We start from the raw sequence: 238 nt of genomic DNA, 5'->3' as shown, positions 1-238 counted from the left end.
ATGCATACGTTAAAGGTACTCATTGATCTGTTAATAAGCGAATTGTACCTAACGCAGCAAATGCTAAATCATCTGGATGCGGAAATAAAACAAGTACATGACTCTCCATAAGTTTCCCTCCTTCTTACTTAAATGGCGTTAAGCTTAACACAAGCGCTACCGCTACGCGACCTTGGTTATCATGCCCTGCTAGTAATAAACGCTCTAAATCGTCTACTTCCTGTCTCTTATACACATC

1 protein-coding gene and 1 pseudogene are annotated in these 238 nt (G+C 40.3%); both read right to left on the bottom strand.

What is annotated here, in order from left to right:
- Positions 1-22: 22 nt before the first annotated feature.
- A pseudogene (locus JDS98_RS29860) lies at positions 23-109 on the bottom strand (bacillithiol biosynthesis deacetylase BshB2); the annotation flags it as partial.
- A 15-nt stretch (positions 110-124) separates the two neighbouring features.
- On the bottom strand, positions 125-238 hold a 114-nt coding region (locus JDS98_RS29855; protein WP_199634649.1), incomplete at its 5' end, for a DUF1806 family protein.

This window comes from Bacillus cereus group sp. N11, assembly GCF_016483605.1.
Classification (GTDB): Bacteria; Bacillota; Bacilli; order Bacillales; family Bacillaceae_G; genus Bacillus_A; species Bacillus_A toyonensis.
Note: the sequence above shows the minus strand (reverse complement) of the source record. Positions and strands in the feature narration are given on the sequence as shown.